At 47.8% G+C, this 17,898-nt stretch carries 14 protein-coding genes and 1 pseudogene; 14 read left to right on the forward strand and 1 reads right to left on the reverse strand.

Features of this window, described 5'->3' with window-relative positions; translation table 11 throughout:
* The 4 genes and pseudogenes from QM657_RS15025 to QM657_RS15040 form a co-directional block, all read left to right on the forward strand.
* Window positions 1-623 (forward strand): annotated as a pseudogene (locus tag QM657_RS15025) (hydantoinase/oxoprolinase family protein); the annotation flags it as partial.
* Between the two features lie 6 nt (window positions 624-629).
* A complete protein-coding gene (locus QM657_RS15030) occupies window positions 630-1,430 on the forward strand; it encodes a hypothetical protein (RefSeq protein ID WP_415067516.1) in 801 nt (266 codons plus the stop codon).
* Between the two features lie 30 nt (window positions 1,431-1,460).
* Entirely contained in the window at window positions 1,461-2,510 is a 1,050-nt protein-coding gene (gene yiaK / locus QM657_RS15035) for a 3-dehydro-L-gulonate 2-dehydrogenase (RefSeq protein WP_415067517.1), read from the forward strand.
* 16 nt (window positions 2,511-2,526) lie between these two features.
* Complete coding sequence (locus QM657_RS15040; RefSeq protein ID WP_415067518.1) at window positions 2,527-2,979, forward strand: YhcH/YjgK/YiaL family protein; 453 nt, start codon at window positions 2,527-2,529, stop codon at window positions 2,977-2,979.
* Between the two features lie 67 nt (window positions 2,980-3,046).
* Here QM657_RS15040 and QM657_RS15045 read toward each other — a convergent pair whose 3' ends face one another.
* On the reverse strand, window positions 3,047-3,694 hold the full coding sequence (locus QM657_RS15045; protein ID WP_415067519.1) for a GntR family transcriptional regulator: 648 nt from the start codon (window positions 3,692-3,694) through the stop codon (window positions 3,047-3,049).
* 146 nt (window positions 3,695-3,840) lie between these two features.
* Between QM657_RS15045 and QM657_RS15050 the strand changes: the two genes are divergently transcribed.
* From QM657_RS15050 to QM657_RS15095, 10 genes are all read left to right on the forward strand, one after another.
* Window positions 3,841-4,530 carry a cyclase family protein gene (locus QM657_RS15050; protein WP_415067520.1) on the forward strand — a complete coding sequence of 230 codons (690 nt, stop codon included), beginning with the start codon at window positions 3,841-3,843 and terminating at the stop codon, window positions 4,528-4,530.
* Between the two features lie 14 nt (window positions 4,531-4,544).
* On the forward strand, window positions 4,545-5,459 hold the full coding sequence (locus QM657_RS15055; protein WP_415067521.1) for a ketopantoate reductase family protein: 915 nt from the start codon (window positions 4,545-4,547) through the stop codon (window positions 5,457-5,459).
* A gap of 85 nt (window positions 5,460-5,544) precedes the next feature.
* On the forward strand, window positions 5,545-6,420 hold the full coding sequence (locus QM657_RS15060) for a dihydrodipicolinate synthase family protein (RefSeq protein WP_415067522.1): 876 nt from the start codon (window positions 5,545-5,547) through the stop codon (window positions 6,418-6,420).
* A 54-nt stretch (window positions 6,421-6,474) separates the two neighbouring features.
* Complete coding sequence (locus tag QM657_RS15065) at window positions 6,475-7,494, forward strand: zinc-binding alcohol dehydrogenase family protein (RefSeq protein ID WP_415067523.1); 1,020 nt, start codon at window positions 6,475-6,477, stop codon at window positions 7,492-7,494.
* A 287-nt stretch (window positions 7,495-7,781) separates the two neighbouring features.
* Window positions 7,782-10,241 (forward strand): LuxR C-terminal-related transcriptional regulator, encoded by a 2,460-nt coding sequence (locus tag QM657_RS15070; RefSeq protein WP_415067524.1) that lies wholly within the window; start codon window positions 7,782-7,784, stop codon window positions 10,239-10,241.
* A gap of 198 nt (window positions 10,242-10,439) precedes the next feature.
* Window positions 10,440-12,455, forward strand: coding sequence for a hypothetical protein (locus QM657_RS15075; protein WP_415067525.1), 2,016 nt, complete (start codon window positions 10,440-10,442; stop codon window positions 12,453-12,455).
* Window positions 12,456-12,489: 34 nt separating this feature from the next.
* A complete protein-coding gene (locus tag QM657_RS15080) occupies window positions 12,490-13,398 on the forward strand; it encodes a hypothetical protein (RefSeq protein ID WP_415067526.1) in 909 nt (302 codons plus the stop codon).
* Window positions 13,399-13,461: 63 nt separating this feature from the next.
* Entirely contained in the window at window positions 13,462-13,983 is a 522-nt protein-coding gene (locus tag QM657_RS15085; RefSeq protein WP_415067527.1) for a hypothetical protein, read from the forward strand.
* Between the two features lie 161 nt (window positions 13,984-14,144).
* Window positions 14,145-14,690, forward strand: a complete 546-nt coding sequence (locus tag QM657_RS15090; RefSeq protein ID WP_415067528.1) for a hypothetical protein — start codon at window positions 14,145-14,147, stop codon at window positions 14,688-14,690.
* A gap of 106 nt (window positions 14,691-14,796) precedes the next feature.
* A complete protein-coding gene (locus QM657_RS15095; RefSeq protein ID WP_415067529.1) occupies window positions 14,797-17,769 on the forward strand; it encodes a putative Ig domain-containing protein in 2,973 nt (990 codons plus the stop codon).
* The last annotated feature ends 129 nt before the right edge of the window (window positions 17,770-17,898 follow it).

The following is a 17,898-nucleotide window of genomic DNA, read 5'->3' on the forward strand; positions in this document are numbered from 1 at the left end:
TTCGTGACGTGGTAGAGCGTGTTATCCCAAATCCTTCTCAGGAAGACATCAGGGAACTGAAAAAAGAGGCGGCAGACTTAGCGGTCAGCTCAGGAGCTTCCCCGGATACCATTGAAATCCACATCGAGATCGACAACCAGACCGGTAAGGTAACCGCCATTGCAACCGGTTCTACAGAGGTAAAGACCACGGACTTATTAAAGGCCTGCGAAGAGCCGGAAGCCTGCGAACTGGCATTAGAAGACTTTGGTCCCAAGATTACCAATGTCAAGCTGGCAGAGCAGACGGATAAGTTCTATGTATACAGGGGCGAAAAGGATGGAAAGACACCCCTTCGAATCGTGGATACCAAAGGCTTTATCAAGGTACAGTGTTCAGACGGTGCCGTAGAAAAATGCAAGGCAAAGGATTATGAAGAGGTGGTGGAAAAGCTTTGGAAGGAAAACGCCGTATTTAAGACAGACTCCGTTCTCCGCCCTGACTTCTTCGTATGCTTTGGACCGAGGGTGACGGATTACAGTGCCATTGACTTAGAGCAGGTACTGCTTCTTATGAATCTGGATTTAGGAGACAGGGAACCGGATGAGGATATCCTGATCATCGCATCCCATAGGGAGATTTAAGCTATCATGAAAAAAGAAGAACTTCAAACAGCTTTAAAGCCCATTGCAGACGGACTTTTCGGAAAGCAGGGGAGAAGAGTATATGAACGCCCACACTTTGATGTGCGCCCCTTAGGGGATATGCTGGCAGACTTAGCCGAGATCAGGCCGGAGGAATGGTATGGATATGCATTTTCCAGAGAGCCCTTAAACGGAAAGTTTACAGACGAACAGCGCAGAGTGTGGATGGAAAAGGCCTTGGCCTGCGGCAGGGAGTATGCAAAAAAGATCTGTGACAAGTATCAGACGGATGATCCAAGGGAAGTGGCAAAGGCCATGGGCATGGATGTCTCTTTCCCAGAGTTTCCGGAAAAGACGGACCGGGTGCTCTTTGCGGAGTTCCGTGTGCCCAATAAAATCTGTATTTACATGGATGCGGTGAAAAAGGCGGAAAAGCTGTTTGAAAGGCCTGGAGTTTCGGAAGTTCTCACGAAGGAGCTGGATGTCAGCGGGCTCCTTCTGTCCCATGAGCTGTTTCACTGTATGGAAGAGCAGTACCATGAGGAGATATTTACGAAAACCGAAAAGATCAGGCTGTGGTCCCTGGGATTTCTCCACAACGATTCCAATATCATCGCCCTGGGCGAGATCGCAGCCATGGGCTTTGCCCAGGAAATCATGGGAATCAGCTATTCCCCTTATTTAATGGATGTGTTTTTGGTATACGGCTACTCACCGGAGGAAGCCAGCGGCTTGTATGAAGAGATGATGGAGCTGGCAGGCAGACCCGTTTTGCCCGTCAAAACCGGTGAAGAAAAAGATGCATAGAGACAAGGATTTAAGAAAGAAGGAGACCCTATGAGTTTAAAAATTCCCTACAGCACTGTTTTGGAAACAGTGGAAAAAGCATTGTTAAACGCTGGACTTTCCGAGGAGAAGGCAAAGGTATGTGCCACCATTCACGCCCAGTCCAGTGCGGACGGAGTGGAGAGCCACGGACTGAACCGGGTTCCCCGTTTTGTGGAATACGTTCAAAAGGGCTGGGTTGACCCAAACGGTGAACCGGAGCTTGTGGGCGGAAAAGGCGCTGTTGAAAATTATGACGGACATTTGGGCATCGGCATCACCAACGCTCTCTTTTGTGCGGACCGTGCCATGGCCCTTGCCAAAGAGCACGGAATCGGCTGCGTTGCCTTAAAGAACACGACTCACTGGATGAGAGGCGGCACCTATGCCTGGAAAATGGCAGAGGCGGGCTTTATGGGAATGAGCTGGATCAATACAGAAAGCTGTATGCCTTTATGGGGCAGCGACGAGCCGGGAGTGGGTAACAATCCCTTCTGCATCGCCATTCCCCGTGAAGACGGTCCCATTGTCCTTGATATGGCTATGAGCCAGTATGCTTACGGAAAACTGGGCGTTTACCGTCTGGCAGGCAAGAAGCTTCCTTTCCCCGGAGGTTTTGACAAGGACGGCAATTTAACCGATGATCCGGGAGCCATTGAAGAGAGCAGAAGAATTCTGCCTACCGGTTACTGGAAAGGCAGCGGCATGGCCATTGCCCTGGATTTGGCGGCAGCTCTCATGTCAAACGGAAACTGCGGTTCCGATATGGATGAGGCCAATAACGGAAGCTGTACCGGATGCAGCCAGATTTTCATCGCTTATGATCCTTACTTATTCGGAAGCAGAGAAGAGATTCAGGCAATGCTCAACCGCCGGGTTGCGGCAGCAGATGCCAGCCATCCGGAACGGGAAGGCAGCCCGGTCACATGCCCAGGCGAGCGCACCATTGCCACAAGGGAAAAGAGCATGAAGGACGGCGTATCCGTGGACGAGCAGGTCTGGAGCCAGGTCGTTGCCATTTCAGAAGGCAACCTGGATACAGAGGACATTGCAAGCAAATAATAAAAAGGAGGCACCTATGCTTTTTGCCAACAGTTCCATTGCAGAAAAATATAATTATCTGGAAGATAAATTCCAGGCAGCCTACAAATGGCTGAAGGAAACCGATATCAAGGCTCTTCCCGTGGGAAGCTATCCCATTATGGGAGATACTGTGATCGCCAATATTCAGGAGTACACCACATTTGCGGCAGAGCAGGGCTCTTTTGAGACCCATGAGAAATATTTTGATATTCAGTATGTGGTTACGGGAATTGAGCAGTTCGGAGTATGCAAGCGCGACGCTTTAAAGGAAAAAGAGCGCATTCCGGAAAATGATGTGATCTTTTATGAGGAGCCGGAATTTTCCGGTTATGTGATCCTGGAGGAAGGCGATTTGATCGTGGTAGCTCCTGAGGATGCCCATAAGCCCCGCTGCGCGGCAGGAACGCCTTGTGAAGTGAAGAAGGTAGTTGTAAAGGTAGCTGTTTAAACGTTGTTTTTATAATAAAAAAGGCTGCTGCAAAGCGGAAGCGCTTTTTGCAGCAGTCTTACAGGCATTAAATCAAGTTCAGCTTGAGAGGCATCATCAGATGGGCGATGAGAGTCTGGTAAGCCTGGAGGCTGTCCCTGTTTTCCAGATGCCTGTAAAATTCCAGATGTTCTTCATAAGTCTTCTGAGCCCGTCCCGTAATGGCAAGGGCATTGGAAGTGGTCAAGTGAATGGTGTATAAAAGCCGCTGGAAGAGGTGCTCGAATTCACTGTTCTGGGCAAAATGGACCAGAAGCAGATGGAACTGGTGGTCAGCTTCTGTAAAGGAAGTGGAAAAGCTTCCGGAGGCCAGAGCAGCCTTTTGAAGCCTTAAGGATTCCTTCATATCCGCCAGCAGCTTCTGATACCGCTCTTCATCCTGGCACTGGACGGCTAAATGGACGCAAAAGCCTTCGATGGCGCATCGGGCCTCAATGGATTCCCTCATGGTTTCCCTGTCCAGGCGGCGGATTTTAAATCCACGGCTGGGAATGATGGTGATGTAGCCTTCCTGGGAAAGGTATTGAAGGGCCTCCCTCAAAGGCGTCCGGGAAATGCCCAGCTCCTTTGCCAGTCTGGTTTCAGAATAGAGAATCTCTGAGTCAAGAGCCTTGGAAAGAATCTGTTCTTTTATGGTATGATAAGCCTGATATTGCAGGGAACCGGTGTCGTTCATGGAAAACTCCTATCTTCATATTATGGAAGATATCATACCCCAGAAAATTTATGAAGTCAACAAAAAAAGCATTGACCGGTATACCGGTATACGGGTATAATGAAGGAAGAATATTTAAAATAATTATATATAGGAGGTATTATACAATGAATGCATTCGATTTAGGAAATGGTTTGAGAGTAATTGATTTAACAAAGGTGCTGGACCCTGAGACAGAGTCCAGAAGATGCCGGTTATTCCGTTTCAACACAGGCGGTCCTATTCCGGATTTCCATACCATCATGGACTTGACCAGCCATTTGGGAACCCATGTTGAGTGTCCTTATCATCACAATGACAACTGGACCGATGTACAGGGCCTTCCGATCAGTACATTTATGGGACGTGCCATCCATGTAAATATCACTCATATGGAGCCTAACGGAAAGATCAAGGGCGAAGATTTAGAGAAAGCCTGCGGCGACCGCATCAAGGAAGGCGATATCGTAATCCTGGATTCCGATATGAAGCTTCCTCCGTTTACTCCGGCTTCCAACACAGAAGAAGACAAGCGTCTCTTCATCTGCCGTGAAACCGCTGAGTGGTTAAAAGAGAAGAAGGTGAAATGCGTTGGCTTCGGCGACGGCGTTTCCATCGAGAGCAACAACGAAGACGTGAGCGCATTCCACGATGTATTGATGGAAGTGGACGTCGTATTCCTGGAGGTATTAAAGAACCTGGAGGAGCTCTCTACCGATACCTTCTTCATGTCCTACACTCCCCTTCCGATCAAGGGACTGGATTCCTGCCCAATCCGCGCTTATGCAATTGAAGGGCTGGCAGAGTTTTCTAAATAATAAAGGGGAAATCTATGAAAATTGCCGTAATCGGAGCAGGGGCTATGGGTTCCATCTATGGAGCCCACTTATCCCTGAACAATGAAGTATACATGGTGGATACGTCTGCCGCTACTGTGGACCACATTGAAGCAGAAGGCATTAAGCTTCAGGAGGATGGTACGGAAAATGTTTACCGTCCTCATGCAGTGACCTGTACAGAAGGCATGGAGCCGGTGGATTTGGTGATTCTTTTCGTCAAGTCCCTGTTTTCCAAAGCCGCTCTGGGCGGAAATAAATGCCTGATCGGTCCTGATACTTATGTGCTGACCCTGCAAAACGGTTCGGGCCATGAGGATATTTTGGGGGAGTTTGTAGATAGAGAACACATCATCATTGGAACCACAGAGGACAACGGCGCAGTGCTGTGCCCTGGATGCGTCAAAAGAGGCGGAAAGGGCAATACCAATGTGGGAATGCTGGTGGAGGACAAGGCCGGATTTCTTCCGAAGCTGAAAGATTCGTTTGAATCCTGCGGTTTTACGGTTCATGTTCACGCCAATATCCAGCAGTTGATCTGGGATAAGCTTTTTACCAATGTTTCATTAAGCGTGGTAACAGGCATCCTTCAGGTGGATATCGGCTATATTGCAGCCAATGAGCACGCATGGAATATGACCACCCGTCTGATTCATGAGGCGGGTGCTGTTGCCAAAGGCCTGGGACTGGAGGCTGATGAAGCCGCCATCACAGAAAAAGTAAGAAAAACCTCAGAAGGATCTCCAAATGGCCGTACCTCCATTCGGGTAGATTTGGAGAACGGAAGAAAAACTGAGGTGAACACCATAAGCGGCTCTGTCGTAAGAGCTGCAAAGAAATGCGGCGTTCCTGTTCCAACTCATGAGTTTGTAGTAGAAATGATACACGCAATGGAAGACAAGAGCCGGTAGAAGAAATAGAAAGAGGCTGGTTCCTGATTCAGGGGCCGGCTTTTTTACTCATTTCCGCGGGACTTCATTTAAGGAGGCTATTGCCGTGAAAAAATTATACGTTGCTTCTATCACTCCTTTTGACCGGGAGGGGAAGATTAACGAGGCTGCCATCAGGCAGCTTTGGGAAAAGAACATTTCCCAGGGAGCCGATGGCTTCTTCATCGGAGGAAGCTCAGGAGAGTGCTTTCTGCTGACAAGGGAAGAGAGAGTCCGTTCCTTTGAACTGGCTTCAGAATATAAGGACAGGACGGATATATTCGCCCATGTAGGCGCAATCAGTACGGAGGAAGCTGTTTTTTATGCCAAAGAGGCAAAGGAAATGGGCATTCCGCACATTGCGGCCACTCCTCCCATTTATTTCGGATTTTCCGAAAAAGAGATTGCAGGATATTATTACGATATTGCGGAGGCTGTGGGCCATTCCGTTCTCTACTATAACATCCCCTCCAGCACTCATAAGTATTTAAACTTATCCAGCCCGGAGATTCAGGCTCTGTTAAAATCCGGGGCAGTGGGGTCGGTAAAGCATACCAATTTAGACCTGCTTCAAATGGAGCGGATGCACAACATCAATCCTGACATCGTATGCTACGGCGGCTTTGAAAGCTGCATGGTGGCATTTCTGGCCTTTGGATGTGAGGGATTTATCGGAAGCAGCTTTAACTTTATGCTTCCTCAGTATAAAAGAGTCATGGAACTGTATCTGGAGGGCAGGGGGGAAGAAGCCAGAGTCCTTCAGTCCAAGAGCAATAACATTCTGGATGTGCTGTTAAAGAACGGCCTTTGCGCCAACTTAAAGCATGTTGTATCCAGACAGGGAATTTGGGCGGGAGATGTGAGAAAGCCTCTGCTGCCTCTGACAGAAGATCAGAAGGCTGAGATGGATCAGGTATTGGAACAGTACTTGGAAATTTGTTAAAGGCAAAAATAACGGTAAAACAGATAAATGGACAATCATACAAGGAGGTTTCATATGAAAGCTGGATTAATCGAAGCGCCTGGAGTGCTTAAAATGGTAGAACGTGACATTCCCAAACTTGAAAAGGATACGGATGTCCTGGTGAAGATCAAACGGGTCGGCATCTGCGGTTCCGATATGCACATTTACCACGGAAAAAATGCATTTGTTACGTATCCCCGTGTCTGGGGCCATGAGTTTGTGGGGGAAGTGGCAGAAACAGGCTCTGCCGTTACCTCGGTAAAGGCCGGAGATCACGTTGTTGCAGAGCCCATCCTTTCCTGCGGCGAATGCTATGCCTGCCGCCAGGGCCGTAGAAATGCCTGCCAGACCTTAAAGGTCTTCGGCGTCCACGTAGAAGGCGGAGCTCAGGAATACGTTGTCATTCCGGAGAAAAATGCCCACATCATCCCCTCTGACCTGCCGTGGAGCCAGGCTGTTTTAATTGAGCCCTTCACCATCGGCGCCCAGGCCTGCTACCGCGGAAATGTGCAGGCGGGAGACGTTGTATTTATCATGGGAGCAGGCACCATCGGCCTGACCATTATGGTAAATGCAAAGATTCTGGGTGCAACGGTTATTATTTCCGACATTGTGGATGGAAAGCTGGAATACGCAAAGGAACTGGGCGCGGATTACATCCTCAATGCCAAAGAAGTGGATGTGGTGAAAAAGGTGCTTGAAATTACAGAGGGCATGGGTGCCAACGTAACAGTGGATGCGGTCTGCTCAAAGGAAAGCTTTGAACAGGCCATCGATGTGACGAGCACTGCCGGACGGGTGGTGGAAATGAGCTTTAACACCACTCCCAGTGAGATCGCTCCCGTTAAGCTGGCAAAGGGCGAGATGACCATTATGGGTTCCCGCCACCAGACAGGCCGCTTCCCGGTGGTCATCGAGTATTTAAAGCAGGGCAAGCTTCCGTTAGAGGGCTTTGCCAATGCAGAATTTTCCTTTGATCAAATGCATGAAGCCTTTGATTATGCGGAGAAAAACACAGACACTGTGCGCAAGATCATTCTTTCTATGGAATAGTGTATTTCAGTTTGTCATATACCGTGAGTGGCAGGTTCTCTGGAACCTGCCATTTCCATTTTAGAACAAAAGAGTATTGCTCTACAGATGATTTTTTACTTGAATGTTTCTTTCACAGGAAATATAATAAGAAAAAAGAAAATTCCTGCTGTACCAGTGACCGTATCAAAGACAGTCAAAAATGGCAGGTGTGTTGCTGATTTCCAGGGGCGATAAATGACAGGAGTACAGGCAAAAGACAGCGGATGAAGGCTTGTATCAGGGAATGAGGCAAGGGAGGGATGGATATGGCACGAACCAGGCAAATTAAACCGGAAACACTTTTTTTCCCCAGAAAGCTTACGGAGCATTTGAACTCCATCAAGGCGTATCCGCTGACCCTGGTGGAGGCGCCGTCGGGCTTTGGAAAGACTACGGCATTGCGCCATTTTTTCGATTCACACGTTTCCAAAACGGCACAGGTTATCTGGCATACCTTTACTGTGCAGCAGCCGGGCTCTTCGTGGAAAACCTTCTGCTCTCTGATCGGGCAGTTCGATCAGGAAAGTGAAGAGAAGCTGGCAGTGGCAGGTGCACCGGATGAAGATACGCTGCCGGAAATTGAGCGCATTTTCCAAAGTCTTCACTGTTCGGAGGAAACCTATCTTGTGCTGGATGACCTCGCCGCATGGAAGCTGCCCTGTGTGGGACAGTTTCTGATGGCGCTTTCAAAGCATGGCGGCAAAGAGCTTCATGTGGTGGCCGCTTCCCAGCCTCTGCCGGAACAGGCACAGAGCTCCATCGTGGAAAACAACCGCTTTTTCATCCTGCGGGAATCTGTCCTCGCTTTTTCCGCCGGGGATATCGACGCCTATTACCGGCAAGCAGGAATTTCCCTGACGGCAATGCAGCTTGAAGAAGTGCAGCGGATCACCGAGGGCTGGGTCATGGCGTTATATCTCCAGCTTCTGTCCTTTATTGAAAGAGGCCAATTCGAAGACGGAAACATACAAAACATGATTCGCAATGTACTGTGGAGCCATCTTCCTGCCTTTGAGCGGGAGTTTCTGACTGTGGTTTCCATCTTTCCCCGCTTCTCCCTGGCCCAGGCAACAGCCTTATCCGGCATGAGCGCTGAAAAAACGGAAAGCCTCTTAAGGGAAAAGAGGGTGTTCGTCCATTTTGACCGGGAAACCCGGAGGTTTTATCTGCATACCCTGTTTCAAAATTTCCTGACCAGGCAGTTTGAGCTGCTGCCGGAAGAGAAACAAAAGGCTGTATATCTCATTGGAGGCGATTTGTCGGAACAGGCGGGAGACCGGGTGAATACCCTGCGCTTTTATTACCACTCCGGGGATTGGGAGCGGTTTTTGGCTCTGCCGCTGACCAGCTTTGAGATTGCCGATATCGTGGACGAAAGCACAAGGCCTATGATACTGGACGTCATCGAGAACACGCCTTTTGAAATCAAGAGGAAATACCCAGGCGCCATGGTGCCGCTGGCATTTACCCTGTTCTTCCTCCATGAAACCCAGAAGCTTCTTGCAATCAGGGAGGAAATCCACGCGGTCATCACTCAGAGCGATCTCCCTGAGACCGCCAAGAATTCCCTGTCCGGAGAAATGGAGCTGCTGCTTTCTTTTCTGGAATATAACCGCATTGATGCCATGAGCATCCGGCACCGCAAAGCGCTGGAACTGCTTGGTGGCCCGGCCACCCTCATCAATGTCAAAAGCACATGGACCTTTGGCTCCCCATCAGTGCTGTATATGTTTTACCGGGAAAGCGGAAAGCTGGATGAAGAGCTGGAACAGATGGATGAGTGCATGCCTTTCTACTATGACCTGACAGCCGGGCATGGAAGCGGCGCGGAATTTATCATGCGGGCTGAGGCACATTTCATGCGGGGAGAGCCGGAGGAAGCGGAAATCCTCTGCCATAAGGCCATTTTCACAGCCGACAGCAAGAGGCAGAACAGCATTGTCCAATGCGGCCTGTTTCTGCTGGCACGTATCGCTCTCCTCACTGGAAACGAGGCAATGCTGCAAAGCGCTCTGCAATCTCTTGCGGAACGCTCCCGGCAGAACACGGAGGATTTATGCCGGTACACCCAGGACCTGGCTCTCGGCTTTTTGTATATGCTGCTGGAGCGAAAGGATGAGATTTCTCCATGGCTTGCGACCGGTGAAATCAATGATAAGCGGCTGGTCATCATGACCCAGCCTTTCGCCCACATCATTTACGGCAGGTTTTTGCTGGAGCGGGGAGAGTATCAAAAACTGCTGGGAGTCAGTGAATTTGGCTTGGGGCTGTCTTCCATCTTCCCCAACTTATTGCCGCAGATATACATACACCTTTACCGGGCCCAGGCATTTGAAAGGCTGGGAAAACGCTCTCAGGCTCTGGAGGCTCTTAACAAGGTCCTGACTATGGCGCTGCCCGATGGTATTTTGATGCCGTTTGCTGAAAATTATGAAGGGATCAAACGCCTTCTGCCTGACAGCGGATGCGGCGGCAGGGACCGGGAGGACATCAGGCTGATTGCCGAGAAGCTGGAGAACGGGCTGGCGGTGATCTGCGGGAAAGTCCCTTTGTCTCCCCGTGAGAAAGAGGTTTTGCTGCTGCTGCAAGACGGTTTGAGCAATCAGGAGATTGCCGATAAGTTAAATGTATCCTTTTCCACTGCAAGAGCCACCGTCAGCAGCATCTTAAATAAACGGGGCGTTTCCTCCCGTGAACTTTTAAAAAGCACAGAAACGAAAAGATAAATGGACGCCGTCCAATATGAAAAGATTATTTTACACCTTACAATAAAACTGTAAGGTGTATTTTTTTATAAGCAGATCATTCCATGCGGAAAGGAGGGGCTCATATGTAATCATGGCTTTTGCCAGATGGTTTTATATGTTTTGCAGCCTTGTTGATCTACACGTCTATATGCAATTTAAAAGTGGAGGGAGAAACAAATGGAGACCAATGTAAAAGATTTATTGGCAGAATTAACAGAATCAGCGGTTCAAGTTGATCATATTGAAAAAGTAAATTTACTGCGGGCAAATGCGCAGATGATACCCCAAGATGAAGATACCCGTATCATATTAAGCTATGACGATGTAAATGACGGCCCGTTTTTGCTGAGACAGGCGCCCCCCGATGACTGTCTCACCGTCCGCCGTGCCGTGCTCGATATTCTTGGTCAAATTGACTTGCAAAAGCTTTGTACGAATTTAGAGGCTTCCGCTGCATTGATTGACGTTGCTTACAACGCCTGCAACGGAATAGGCGGTGCACACGAGAATTTATATCAGCTTCGCACAGATGTTTACGATGCAGTTGTGGATTCCGTAGATATGTCCGGCAGGTTCAGCAAGTCGTCAAACAATGCTGTCAGAGCGCTGCTGAGTGTATATGAGACTCTGTCATCGGTTGATAACTGTGATATTGACAATGTCCGTACATATTTATCCTATGTTACGGGAGCTGCTAAGGGCATGGCGGAAAAAGCAGATGAAATGGCAAGAAGATTCGTGGAGCTTGAAAAAAGGACACTCAATGAAGGCAAAAATATCGTCGTTCTTGAGGGAACAAACATCAAACAGAGAGAGGAATTACAAAAACAGCTTGCCGATTTCAAGGCTCAGCTTGACGCTTTTCATGCATCAAAAGGGGAGATTGAAAAACAAATCAAGCATGCCAGGGAGTTGTATGCCAAATATGACATGGAGGCCCAGGAGCTCAACAGCAAAGCTGATACACTTGAGATCGTGAGCGTTGTTGTTGGAGGAATCGGGCAGATTGCAGGCTGCGTATCCACCGCTGTTGCCGGATATTACGGATCAACTGTGCCAAAGATAAATATCAACCCAGCCCAGAACCAGCAGCAGACAACGCCGCAGACACCATCGCAGACAACACCTCAGAATCCGGGCAGCACAGCTTCTCTTCCCAGACCTGCCGCCAATACCGGCACTTCGGCTCCCACAAGAGAAGACACAGCCGATGTTGCCGCCCGAAAGACACAGCTTGGTTCAAATAAAGCGGAACTCGCGCTGATTGAAGCCCGGCTGCCTGACTATGCAGTTAAGCTGGAGGCTCTTGAGAAAGAAAAACAGTCACCTGATAAAAAACGCCAGGACAGCGATATCGATGCTGAAATTGCCAGTGTCAAAAACAGGCAAAGTGAAGACTCCAAGCGCAAACTCTTCCTTGAATCACAGATAGGAACGGATGAATCGTATTTAAATGCAAAATTAGCGTCAGCCTTGGGTACAACAGTGGCTGAAGCATCAAAGGAACTGGAAAAGAAATTTGATAACATTGGCAATAATGCCAGGAGTGCGGCTGCGGCAAAGGACAAGCTGGCCCAGGAAATGCTTCGGATGCAATTTGAACTCGAAGCAAAAAACACAGAGAACCTTACAAGGATTGCGGAGTTTACCCAGAGAATTAAAAATGGAAATATCGATGTCATTGATACCTCCACCATAATTAATTCCCTGCAATTGGCCGTAACATGCTTATCAACAGTAGGGTCAACACTTGCCACCGTCTCACTGTTCTGGAAGACGCTGGAGGCAGCTTGCGCCAATCTTGCCGATAATGACACCATTGAGACGTTAAAAAATACGATCAACAGCAAAGAGGGCAATCTGGAGAGCCTGGTTAAGTATGCAACTACCAACAAAACATTTGGCAGGAAATGGTTTATTATGGAATGCCAATGGCATGCATTATATCTCGTTTGCAATGGCTACCATGCGTCCTGTACTCAGGCAAAGAATATACTGGATCATTCGCTTCGGCGCGCAGAGACCGACAGATATAAACACTGGCAGCTTGCACAGCAGATGGCAGAGAGTTTAGAAGCAAAGCTGAATGTGACACTGCGCTGTGCACAAAGTAAGGATGAAGCATTTAAAAAGCGCATGGAGTATGCAAAACAGGAGAGGGATAAAATGCTTCTTGATGCATTGCCTGTATGATTTGTACCGGGATTGACCAAAGGAGAGAATATTGATGAAGATATCTAACTTTCTCAGCGATGTTGCTGATCTTAAGGTCTCAATTAATATGACGGGCTCACAAGGCGAAAAACCCATGCTTAAAAGCTCCCAGGGCGGAGGCAGCAGCGCGCCGGGAGCGTCAGGCCCTCCTAAAGACATGTCATCACTTCGCACACAAATCAGCCATATCAGGATTGGATGCAGTGAATTAATTGAATCACATACGAAGGCGGAAGCAATCATTCGGGAGGCTGCAGAGCAAATGCCGGGAAACAAAAGCATGATTGCCGATATGCTGCAAAGCAATACGGAGAAAAAAGCCGGTCTTGAGCAAACGGTCAAAGGGCTTGAATTATGGATAAAAGAATACGAAGAGAAGGATAGGACGTTGAGAGCCCAAAACATATCACTCAATAAATGTGCCGCTGAAATCAAGAACCGCAACAACAGCGCCAATAATTATGTTCCTGTTTATGGCATTATATATGCTTGTGATACCAATAAAATGGTACAAAAATATAAGAGTGATTTGAGCGCTCAGACTGTGCTGCGCAAGTGGCTGGGCGAAAACCATCAGCAGTGGGATGACCGGAAAACACAGCTTCCTGAGGTGAAAATCCAGATTGAAGAGTTGAAAAGGATAAACGATAAGCTGCAGGAGGAAGGCGGTAAGGTGTGTGAGTTATTGACAATACTGAGCACTTTAACGGTTGAACTGAACAACTTTTTGATAGGAATAAGCTCTGTTGAGCACGATCTAGAGCTCACGTTTCTTAAAACTGCTGCGGAAGCACAAGTGCTTATTGATACAGCCTTAACAAAAGTTTCGGCATTCAGCGATGTACTGCAAAAAAAGCTGGATGAATATTCGTCTGAGCTGCCTGAAAAAACGATAAACGAAGTAAAACTGTTAGTCAGTTAGCTATGGAAACGGAACAGGAAAGTCTGTTCCCGATAAATTAAGTAAATGAAGGAGGTAATGCTGATGCCTGCACCAATTATTCAAGCAGATGATGTGGCTGTCCAAGCTGGACAAAATTGGAAAAAAATCATGAAGATAGCCGGATTTAACGGAGTTTGCAACAAGCTTGTCTATGAGATTTTTAAGTTTTGCGGAGCCGAGATGGATGCGGTTACAGTGAGTGACAGCGCTCTTCCTATAAGAGCGATTCAAGTGATGCATGGAACACAAATCAATCGTGTTGGCGGGAGCCTTGACATAAGCAGCACTGTATTTCATAAAGGTGATGTTGTGGCTTTTTATAAGACAGACGTAGTCACCGGTGACGTCAATCGTGACAGAATGTCACATGTGATGATTGCTGTCGATGATCATACTCTTTCCGGACTCAACAATACTTCAACCTTTCCTGATGTTCCCGGAGGCTTTTATATTTTAGATATGGGAACGTATGGGAATAAAATCAAGGGAGATATCAGGAGTGTTGGCATATTAAGCGCCCAGCAATTTGTTAACTATCATTTTAATGAAATACCCGGCGCGTGAAGTATATGACGGTGATGCTTCTAAATGGGGCTGGAAGATGCCGGAATTAAAAATAAATGTACACCGTCCAATATGAAAAATTTATTCTGCATCCTACAATAAAGCTGTAGGATGCATTTTTTATGTCTGCGCACCGGTAAATATGGAAAGGAGGAAGGTCTATGGGGGATAAAAATATACGGCAGAAAAAGAATACCCCCATGATTCGGGCAGTAATGCCCCTTGACCATCACCGCTTGCATATCGAATTTGGAAGCGGAAATGTTCTGGAACTGAATATGGAAAACCGACTGCGTACCACCCGGTACTATGATTTAAACAGCGATGAGGTATTCCGTTCCGCCTCAACGGATGGAGTAAAGATCATGTTCCATACAGGTACGAATCTTGAGTTGGAAATTTTTCCAAGGGAAGCGGTAAGACTGGCCATGAAGTCACCGGGTGAAGTCATGGGCATTCTGCAGACTAAGCTTTTGGAATCCGGCCGGATTTGGCTGGAGATGAAAAGCGGAAGTATTCTTGCGCTGAACTTGAACGGCTGGCTGGGCACCAACCGCTACAGTCCGCTGAAAAAGCCTGAGGTTTTACAGTCCATAAGCACAGACGGAGAACATTTGATTTTTAGTGATGTACTCAAAATTGAAGAGGAAGAATTGGTCCGCCTGACCCTGATGGTTCCGCCTCCGGTTGAGGAGAGCGCCGTATGAAGTGGAAATCAGGATTCAGAGCTTTCGTAATTTTACCGATATGCAGACGGGCGAAGCAGGTTTTAAAAGAAGAACCTGGATTAGTAGATAGGAGGGATTTATTAACATGAAGAAAATGTGGAAAAAAGCAGGCAGCCTGTTTTTGGCAGCGTGTATGGTGATCACGATACTGCCAATGAATGCCACTGCCGAAATAGAAACATTGGATTTGGGGGGCTACTTAAGCTCTGGCGGAATTATCACCGCCTTTGAGGAACTGGACACTGACGTGGCCTGGCAGACTGTTGAAACAGGTACAACGAAAGATGAACTGGAGTTTCCGGATGCCCTGGTGGTTATGGTTGGCGAAAGCGGCAATACTGTAGCTTCAGGAAGTGAGGCGGAAAAACCGGAACATGAAACTACAGTGGACGTATCTGAGTGGACGGCTGATCCTATTTATGACGGTGATACAGAGGGGGATTATATCTTTACCCCTGCGCTGGATTTGCCGGAGGGATTAATGATAGCAGATAATGTGAATATGCCAATTATTACTGTAACGGTTACAATGCCTGAAATGCAGACCGGAAGCGTTGCAGGCAAGGGAGGTATAATGCCCTATGCCGAGGGATACTTTGGATTCGAAAAACCCACCAATCTGAAGTGGGACGATACAATACCGTGGGTGGCGACTTGGGATGCGGTTGATGGTGCCGGAGCCTATGCAGTGCAGTATGCAAGAGAACATGAAACATCTGGTTACGTTGAAATAGTCACTGGTCAGGAAAAAGACTTTCGTCATCTAATTTATATTAGTGGCTTGGGAGACAAATGGAAGTTTAGCGTTAGGGCGCTTAGGAATGAGAGCACTGATCCCCGGTCCGGGTCTGATAATAATATGAGCGACTGGTCTGAATGGTCTGGCGAATTGTTTGATTATTCCACAATGAATCGTCCGGGTGCTTTTACGCTTAACACTACTTCTTCTAATTGGGCTGATGGCATAAGGTTGCTTAACAACCCACTGACCTTCAATTTGACGGGCGATACGACCAACAACTACGATAGATTGGTAAGGGGTAACATCATACTGAATATTCCGACAGGGAGAACGTTTACGCAGGCAGCGAAGGGGACATTTGGATTTGATGAGGGTTTCAGTTTGAAGATTACAGGCGGCGGTACTCTCAACATCGGAAGTACAGACAAATATGGCATTGGTGGAGGCTCAAACGAATATTATGGTACAGTGAACCTTGAGAATATCAACGTAACCATAACGAATCGCGGCATTCGGGTAAGTACATTGAATATTGATGACGGAGCAACGGTCACGATTGATGCAAACAGCAATAGGCCGTTATTAGTGCCCACCAACGCAATCTGTACTGTAAAAAGCGGGGGAAAAATTGATATTATAGGCGACTCCCATGAGGGTGTGGAGGTAGATAAGGGTACCCTGCATATAGCCGGAGGAACTGTAACGGTAGGTAATTCTTCGGGTTTCAGGGGTATTAAAATGGTATCAGAAAGCACAGAGAGTCCAACCGTACTGAAAATTACCGATGGAGGTACGTTAAATGGTACACCTGGCGGAATAATTGAGCTTTGTGAAGGTGTTAAGCTTGAGGGAGTAAAGGGGCTGTTTGCTGACCGAGGCAACCTATTGAATGCAAATGGGGAGTTTATTGTTGGCGGTAGCGATATTACCTCTTCTACAACCGGATTGACAGCAGGACTTTATTACTGGACTGGTGATAAATTCGAGAAGCATGGGATTTTGATCAGTCAGCAGCCAAGTGATAAGTCTTTGGGTATGGGACAGAGCGGTACCCTGTCAATAACAGCCACGGCTACCAACAGTAAGAATGTAAGCTATAAGTGGTATAAATACAGTATTGACGATCCGGGCTGGTCTGAGTCGATATCTGGTGCTACAGACAGTACGCTTACGATTCCTAACAATTTGCCAGAGGGAGAACATCGCTACTATTGTGAACTCAGTGCAGAAGGGTGTGATTTCGTGTATAGCAGAGACGTAACTGTCATAGTAGGTGCTGTGGAGCCTACCATCACCACAGCAGCACTTCCAAACGGTCAGATGGGAACAGCGTACAGTCAAACTCTTACTGCTGCAGGCACAGGAACTATGAAATGGACGATTGCTGACGGAAGCCTGCCGGGTGGTTTGGTTCTTTCAGAAAGCGGCATCATTTCCGGTAAACCGACAGCAGAGGGCACGTTCAACTTTACCGTTAAAGCAGAAAATGGAGTAGCTCCCGATGCAACAAAGGCATTTTCTATTGTGATTGCAGCAGAGCCGCCTAAGGGAAATGCACCGGCCATCACCACCACATCCCTTCCGGGCGGTCAAGTGGGTACGGTGTACAATCGGGACCTGAAAGCTACAGGCACAGGGACTCTTAAATGGACGATTGCTGACGGAAGCCTGCCCAGTGGTTTGGCTCTCACGGCAAACGGCATCATTTCCGGTACACCGGCAGCAAAAGGCACGTTCACCTTTACCGTTAAGGCGGAGAACGGAATAGCTCCTGATGCAATAAAAGCACTTTCCATCGTGATTTCTGCTGCGCCGATTAATGGAGATGACGGCAATGACGGCGGTAACAGTAGCGGTAACGGCGGAGGCAGCAGCGGAGGCAATGGCGGAGGCGGTTCTCGCTCTGCAAAAGGATCGTCTTCAGCAAGCGCTGCAACCCCAGAGACTCCCGGAACCTGGAATCAGGATCAGAGAGGCTGGAAACTCGCAAAACCGGATGGAACCAATTACGTGAATGAATGGGCTTTTGTGAAAAACTGCTGGTATAGAATGGGTGCCGATGGCTATATGCTGCAAGGCTGGAATACCATTGACGGCAAAACGTATTATTTAAATCCGGTATCAGGCGAAATGGAGACCGGCTGGCTTTTCGATAATAACAGTTGGTACTACCTGGAGCAGTCAGGTGCCATGAACACCGGCTGGGCATTAGTAAACGGAAAGTGGTATTATCTGAATGCAGATGGAAAGATGGCTGCAAATACAGTAACGCCTGACGGATACAAAGTAGGCGAGGACGGTTCTTGGTTACAGTAACCGTATATGAGTAATTATAAATAAATATTTAGTCAAACCGCTCCTCAGGCACTTGGCTGCCTGGGGAGTTTTTGTAGTGATATATACTTATTCAAGATATTTCTGAATTAGGTTGCAGCCCCGTTGTAT

Origin of the sequence: Lacrimispora sp. (assembly GCF_047605665.1) — a bacterium.
GTDB lineage: Bacteria > Bacillota > Clostridia > Lachnospirales > Lachnospiraceae > Lacrimispora.